General features: G+C 72.4%; 4 protein-coding genes. All 4 read right to left on the reverse strand.

Features of this window, described 5'->3' with window-relative positions; all coding sequences use genetic code 11:
* Positions 1-1,683: 1,683 nt before the first annotated feature.
* The 4 genes from AVW11_RS35040 to AVW11_RS35055 are packed head-to-tail and all read right to left on the reverse strand — an operon-like array spanning position 1,684 to position 6,058.
* Positions 1,684-3,468, reverse strand: a complete 1,785-nt coding sequence (locus tag AVW11_RS35040) for an ABC transporter ATP-binding protein (RefSeq protein ID WP_240528347.1) — start codon at positions 3,466-3,468, stop codon at positions 1,684-1,686.
* 4 nt (positions 3,469-3,472) lie between these two features.
* The gene (locus AVW11_RS35045) at positions 3,473-3,889 is read right to left on the reverse strand and encodes a lasso peptide biosynthesis B2 protein (protein ID WP_076047042.1); all 417 of its coding nucleotides are present in this window, start codon (positions 3,887-3,889) and stop codon (positions 3,473-3,475) included.
* A 40-nt stretch (positions 3,890-3,929) separates the two neighbouring features.
* On the reverse strand, positions 3,930-4,187 hold the full coding sequence (locus AVW11_RS35050) for a lasso peptide biosynthesis PqqD family chaperone (protein ID WP_030851746.1): 258 nt from the start codon (positions 4,185-4,187) through the stop codon (positions 3,930-3,932).
* A 14-nt stretch (positions 4,188-4,201) separates the two neighbouring features.
* The gene (locus AVW11_RS35055) at positions 4,202-6,058 is read right to left on the reverse strand and encodes a lasso peptide isopeptide bond-forming cyclase (protein ID WP_076047043.1); all 1,857 of its coding nucleotides are present in this window, start codon (positions 6,056-6,058) and stop codon (positions 4,202-4,204) included.
* Positions 6,059-6,203: the final 145 nt, after the last annotated feature.

Genomic DNA, 6,203 nt, shown 5'->3' on the forward strand with positions numbered 1-6,203 from the left:
GCCGACCGGTGGAGCATGGTGGGCGTGGGCCAGCAGACGTCGGCGCCAGGCCAGGGGAGGCCGGGCGGGCGGGCGCCTCGGGGATGTGATCCGCTGCCGTCAGGCCGACGAACCGGAGCTAAAGGCCACGCTGACCATGATGCGGCAGAGCGACCAACGGCTGGTGATCACCACCTACGCAACAGGCGGCTGCGGCTGCCGCTGCTCATGCAGGCGGCCTCCAGAGCCGACCGAGGCACGAGGCATCGGCCGGCCGGGGCCACGGGTGGGCCGGTTCCTCAGTGCTGACTACGCGAGCCAGAGCGAGCTACGCCGATGACGTGCGGGCGGTATCTCCACGGTGTGTGCGGCATCAAGTGCCAGTCCTCCAGCGTTGGCACGCACCAGTCTCAGGAGCGTCCCCACCTGGGCGCGCAGCCGTTGCCGCGCCCGGCTTTCCTCCTCCGCAGACCACCGGGCGACGGAGCGGTCCTGCCGGTATCGGGGGAACGAGTAAACGTCCACCATGCGGCGCACCACGTGAGGTTGAGGCCTTCTGGACTCTCGTATCGCCTCGCTGAAGGTGTGTGCGCTGTACCTGAGGTCGTAGAGAACCACGGAGCGCCAAGGATCTCCTGATGTGCACTCGTGCGCACTCTGGCTGCGTGAAGGGGGAGATGGTGAGCGGTGCGTGTCACGGGAGGCACTCCGTTCGCAGCAACCGCCAGGTATTTCCTGGCGGGCTACCTGTAGCCCGCGGGCCCTCTCGAACGTTCGTTGTCCATGCACGCAACCTTATCCCTGAGTCCCCGTGTCAGGGTGCGTCTTCGCCCGGCCATCGCAGCGCGCCCGGCACGAGGCATGCAGCCGGGGCGGTCCGTGATGCCCGGGCCGGCTGTGTCCTGCCGCGCGGTGAAACGATCCGGCAGGATGTCCCTACGTGCGGTTCCCGGGAGTAAGGATCCAGGGCGGGCGACTCGCTGTCGATCATCCCCAACGACGTTGCCGAAATCGTGGAGGCCTGCGCCCAGGGCGATGTCGACGACGCCCACGAGGGCAGCCACCCTCCTCCTGGCCTACCTCGACAAACTCCTGGACGGGAGCGCGTTAGGGGCGAGGAGCTCCACAGCTCCCCGGTGGTGCAAGAAATCGTTGCGGGCGCTGTCGACAGAAGCGTTGTCCGGCTCTGGATATAGCCGGTCCACGGCGCGCGTGAACTTACGGGCTGTGCGGAGCAGTCGGTAATCGCGCCGGCCTGCTGGTCCCGCAGGGCAGCGGCATGGGCGCCAGCTGCCGCGCGGTCGGCCTGTTCGCGGACTGCTTGGAGAGCGGCGGTGGCGGCCATCTCGGCGGCCTCCTTGGCGGCCTTGGCTTGCGCGTGGCCGCTGCCGGCCGAGATTCGGGTGCAAGCAATGCGCCCAGGAGACCGGTCACCGCGGCGAGGATGGCAAGCAAGGTCTCCGAGTGATCCTTCAGAAGCCTCCGGCCGGTGCGGCCAGAACTGGGACTTCGCCAACAAGCAGGCTCGCAAAGGCCCTCCGCCAAGGGCTGTCCTTCGGGTCGCGGTCTTGTCGTGTCTGGTGGCCAGGCCGCGCCACGGGTTGAGCTTGTCCATGCAGCGTTCGACGGTGTTCCGCTGCTTGTGCCAGAACGCCTCCGCCGCGCCGGTGAACAGGGATTGGTTGTCGTAGATAGAGAACAAGCTCACCGGCCGTTGAGTAGCTGGGTGGTGGCGAGTTCGCGGTAGAGGGCGTCCGCTTCGAGGAGTTCGGCGTGGGTCCCCACCGCGCGTACCCGACCGGCGTCCATCACGACGATGCGGTCGGCCGTGGAGACCGTGGACAGGCGGTGGGCGACGACGAGGACGGTGATGCGGCCGGCGACGTCGGTGATCGTGTCGCGCAGGGCCGCCTCGTTGGCAGCGTCGAGCTGTGAGGTGGCTTCGTCCAGCAGCAGCAGTCTTGGGCGGCGCAACAGCGCCCGGGCGATCGCGACGCGTTGGCGCTCGCCGCCCGAGAGCCTGCTGCCGCGGTGGCCGACGTCGGTGTCCAGGCCGCGGGGCAGGCGGTCCGTCACCGCGTCGAGGCGGACGAGGCGCAGGGCGTGACGGAGTTCCTCTTCCGTGGCGTTGACGGAGCCCAGTGTGAGGTTCTCGCGCAGGGTGCCGGCGAGGACGGGCGTGTCCTGTTCCACGTATCCGATGGCCGCGCGGAGTTCTGCCAGGGGCCACTGCCGTACGTCCTTGTCGTCCAGCAGCACGTGGCCGGCGTCCGGGTCGTAGAAGCGTTCGATGAGGGAGAAGACCGTGGTCTTGCCGGTCCCGGACGGCCCGACGAACGCGGTCAGACCACCCCCGGGGACGGTGAAGGAGACACGGTGGTGGACCTGGGGCAGCCCGGGACGGTAGGCGAAGCGGACGTCGCGGAAGGCCACGCGGGCGGGCAGCGGATCCGCCCGCGGCCGCCCCGTACCGCCCGCCGTGCCGTGGAGCGTGTCCCCGGCATCTGGTGTCTCGCCTTCTGGGCTCTGGTCCTCCAGGAGCTCGATCTCCAGGTCCTCGACCTCTCGGATCCGGGCGGCGGCCGCCGAGCCGATCTGGAACTGGGCGACGCCTTCCACCAGCTGGCCGATCCGGGGTGCGAGCGCGAACAGGTAGAGGAGGAAGGCGACCAGGGTGGAGACGCCGATGGCGCCGGAGGTGACCCGCGCGCCCCCCACCCCCAGCACGACCAGGAAGCAGACCTGCACGACGACCGCCGACAGGGTCGCGGACAGCGAGTCCCAGGCGGCCGCGCGGACGCCGGTCCGCCGGGCCCGCTCGACTGCCCGGTACAGCGCTCGCGTCTCCTGCCGTTCGGCGCCTGAGGCCTTGATCGTACGGAAGGCGCCCAGGGCCCGCTCCAGCGCGGCGCCCATTCGGCCGACGGCCTCCTGCGTCTGCCGGGTCGCCCGGCCGATTCGCGGTGCGACGACGGCGACGACGATGCCGGTGAACGCGATCACGCCGAGCGTGACGCCGAGCAGCACGGCGTCGAGCAGCCCCATCATGACCACCGTCGCGAGGGTGATGAGCGTGCCGGTGACCGCGGCCGACACCGCCTGGGGAACGCTCTGCCGCAGCAGTGCCGTGTCGGAGGTGACGCGGGAGATCAGGTCCCCCGGTTCGGTGCGCTCCACCACCGGTACGCGCAGCACCAGCAGGCGGTCGATCAGCCGGCGCCGGGCGGTGCAGACGACGGACTCCGCCGACCGGTCCAGCACGTAGTGCCCAAGGCCGGCAATGCACCCTCCCGCCACCACCAACACGCTCAGGGTGATCACCGGGCCGTACGCCAGGCCTCCCCGGCCCATGTCGTCCATCACCCGTTTGGCCGCCAGGGGCTGGGCCAGGCCCATCACGCTGCCGAGCAGACACAGCAGGACACCCGCGGCCAGGCGGCCGCGCTGCGGCCGCAGGTGCCCGAACAATGAGCGCGGCGCGCTGGTCACGAACTCACTCCACCGCGAAGAAGCGCTGGAAATACCCGGCCGGCGTGCCCTCGCCGACGGGTTCGCCCTCGGCTTCCACCCAGGCGTGCGCGGCGAACGGCAAGCGGGTGCGCACCCCCACGCACCAGGTGGGCCACTGGCCACGGCAGCGGCACAGCAGCACCGTGGCCAGGGACCGCGGCAGGCAGCCCTTGCGCCCGCCCGCGGCCAGGCTCACGGCGAGTACCGTCTCCCGGGCCGTTTCCGCCTCGGCCAGCGTGGCGGGCCGGGCTCCGCGACGGAGCAGAGCCAGCACGGCCCGGATCCGCCGGGGCGGCAGGGTGGCCAGCAGGTGGGCACAGCCGATCACGACACGCGCCCCGAGGCGGCGGCCGAGGGGGACCGACCGGGGGCGGTAGGGAACAGCTTCCGGGGTCGACATCTGCGCATCCCTTCTCCGGGCGGCCGACGGCCGGGACCGGCTACGGCGTGATGAGCCCCGCGGAGCGGAGGTCCTCCACGATCTTCGCGACGTCTTGGGAGGCCGCCTCGGCGTCCACGCCGTCATACCGTTCGACGAGGGCAGCCGCCGCCTGCCCGGCATCGTGGCCGTTCAGCAGCTCACGGAGCACGAGCGCCGCCGTGGGGTTGAGGGTCCAGTACTCGGCGCTCTTCTGGTCGAGCAGGGCCATGCCGTACTCGGTATCGGTCAGCAGGACTCCTGGCTTCAACGTGCACATAGGCTCACCTCTCGTCAGGGCCGTGTCCGGGGCGGTGCCGTCTCCCGGGAGCGCAGCCACACCTCGCAAGCCACGGTCGGGTGCAGCAGGTAGCTCCCCGTCTCGGCCGACAGGGGCCCCAGACACCACGCGCGCAGGGCCTCCACATCAACGAGACCCATCCGGGCCAGGCGCGACTCCTCGCACAACGCCAGCAGGGCCGCGCGGTGGCGGCGCAGCCCCTCCTCCTCCTCGAAGGTGGCGTTGGCCTTGGTGCCGCGGGCCCGGCTCGCCTCGGGGACGACGCCGCGCATGGCCTCCACGATCAGCGGCTTGTACCGCCACGGCGTGATCCGCTCCTGCGGCCGGACGGCGAGGGCCGCCTCGATCACCCGGTCGTCGTAGTAGGGGGCTGCCACGGTGACGCCCAGCGGGGCTGCCATCTGGCCGATGTGCCGGGTCCACTGTGAGATGCCGTCCATCCCGGCGATCTCCTGGTGCTCGCCGTGCCCGCGGCCACGGGGCTCGGCTTCCGGCAGGTGGGCGCGGAGCAGCTCGCGCACCGCCTCCACGGCCTCGGGCGTGGCCCAGCCCGGCATGCGCGGCGGCGCCGACCAGTCGAGCAGCGGTCCGCCCGGCGGGGCCGGGGGTGCGTCCAGGTCCCGGACGACCCGAGCGAGCCAGGCGCGGTAGGAGCGGCGGTCCATGAGCTGGCGCAGCACGTGCCACCGGGACCACTGGTACTTCGCGGTGTATCCGCGCAGGTCCCGCAGCGCGGTGAGGGGGTGCCTGGCCATCAGCGCGTGCAGACGGGCGGGCGTTCCGGCGAGGAGTTCGTCGCCCCCCAGGCCGGTCAGGTGCAGGCTCGATCCACGGGCGGCCGCGAGGGCGATGATGTGCATGCGGCGGTTGCGGTCGACGGTGAGGATGCTGGGGGTGTCCAGGAGGTCGTCGAGGGTGTCGATCCCGTCGAACGTCATGGCCAGTTCGGAGGCGGGGACGACGTGGTGCTCGACCGTTCCCAGCGCCTCGGTGGTCCGGCGGGCCCAGTACGCGTCGTCGCCGAGCTCGTCGTGGATGGCGGCGGTGTACGCGGCGACCTTCGCGTCCCCGCCGGCGGCTGCGCAGCACACGGCGGTGGAGTCGAGCCCGCCCAGGTCGGCCGTGACCAGCGCGCGCCCGCGCGTACGCGTGGCGACGGCTGTGGTCAGCGCCTCCCGGAAGCGCACGGCGCCTTCGGCCAGGGGCAGGTGCGGATCCGGCGGCGACCACCAGCGGGCCTTCCCGGCCCGCCCGTCGGAGTCGAGGGTGAGGTGGTGGCCGCCGGGAACAGCGTGTACGCCCCTCCACATCGGTGAGCCCGACAGCGGGTGTGGCACGCCCGGGGTGAGCAGTTCGAGGGCGAGCCTGCGGTCGTCGAGTTCGGCGCCGGCCAATTCGGCCAGCACGTCGGCCCGGTCGGAGGCCAGGCTGACGCCGCCAGCCGCGGGGAGGGCGGCATCGGTGAAGAACACCCGCCTCATGCCGACGACGCCGCCCCGGATCCGGACCCGCCCGCTTCGGCTGGCCACGAGGTGGAGGCTGCCGGCCCAGCGGGCGCTGACGCGGTCGAGCGCCGACAGCGATGACTCCTCGGCGGCCTCGGCCGCGCGCCGGGCGGCTTCGGCGGTAACGGAGTGTTCGCCGAGCACGGCGACGCGGGTCCCCCGGCAGTCGCCCACCACGATGCTGGGGGGTGCCCAGCGCCCCACCAGCCAGGGGCGCCCGGACCGGTGCGGCAGTGCCTGGGCGCCGTGGGCGAGCGCGGCGGCGGCGACCGCGGCGGCCGCGTCGGTGTCGGGCAGGACGACAAACCAGCTGGGCAGGGCCCGGAGTGACAGGGGGTCTTCCACGGCTGCGGCCTCCGGTCGGTGAGTGCGGGAAGAGGGGCGGCCGGCGAGCCGGGTAGCGGCCGGCAGCCGCTATCCGGCTCCCGGGCCGCGCCGCCGGTTCAGCGGCGCGGCCGGGTCCTCGGTCAGAGAATCTGCTTGCCGCCGA

It is taken from the genome of Streptomyces amritsarensis (genome assembly GCF_001953875.1).
In the GTDB taxonomy this organism is placed as follows: Bacteria; Actinomycetota; Actinomycetes; order Streptomycetales; family Streptomycetaceae; genus Streptomyces; species Streptomyces amritsarensis.

Bases quoted from the DNA above. Each gene is read 5' to 3' on its own strand.
- AVW11_RS35045 (WP_076047042.1), bottom strand. From the start codon at position 3,889: ATGTCGACCCCGGAAGCTGTTCCCTACCGCCCCCGGTCGGTCCCCCTC.
- AVW11_RS35050 (WP_030851746.1), bottom strand. From the start codon at position 4,187: ATGTGCACGTTGAAGCCAGGAGTCCTGCTGACCGATACCGAGTACGGC.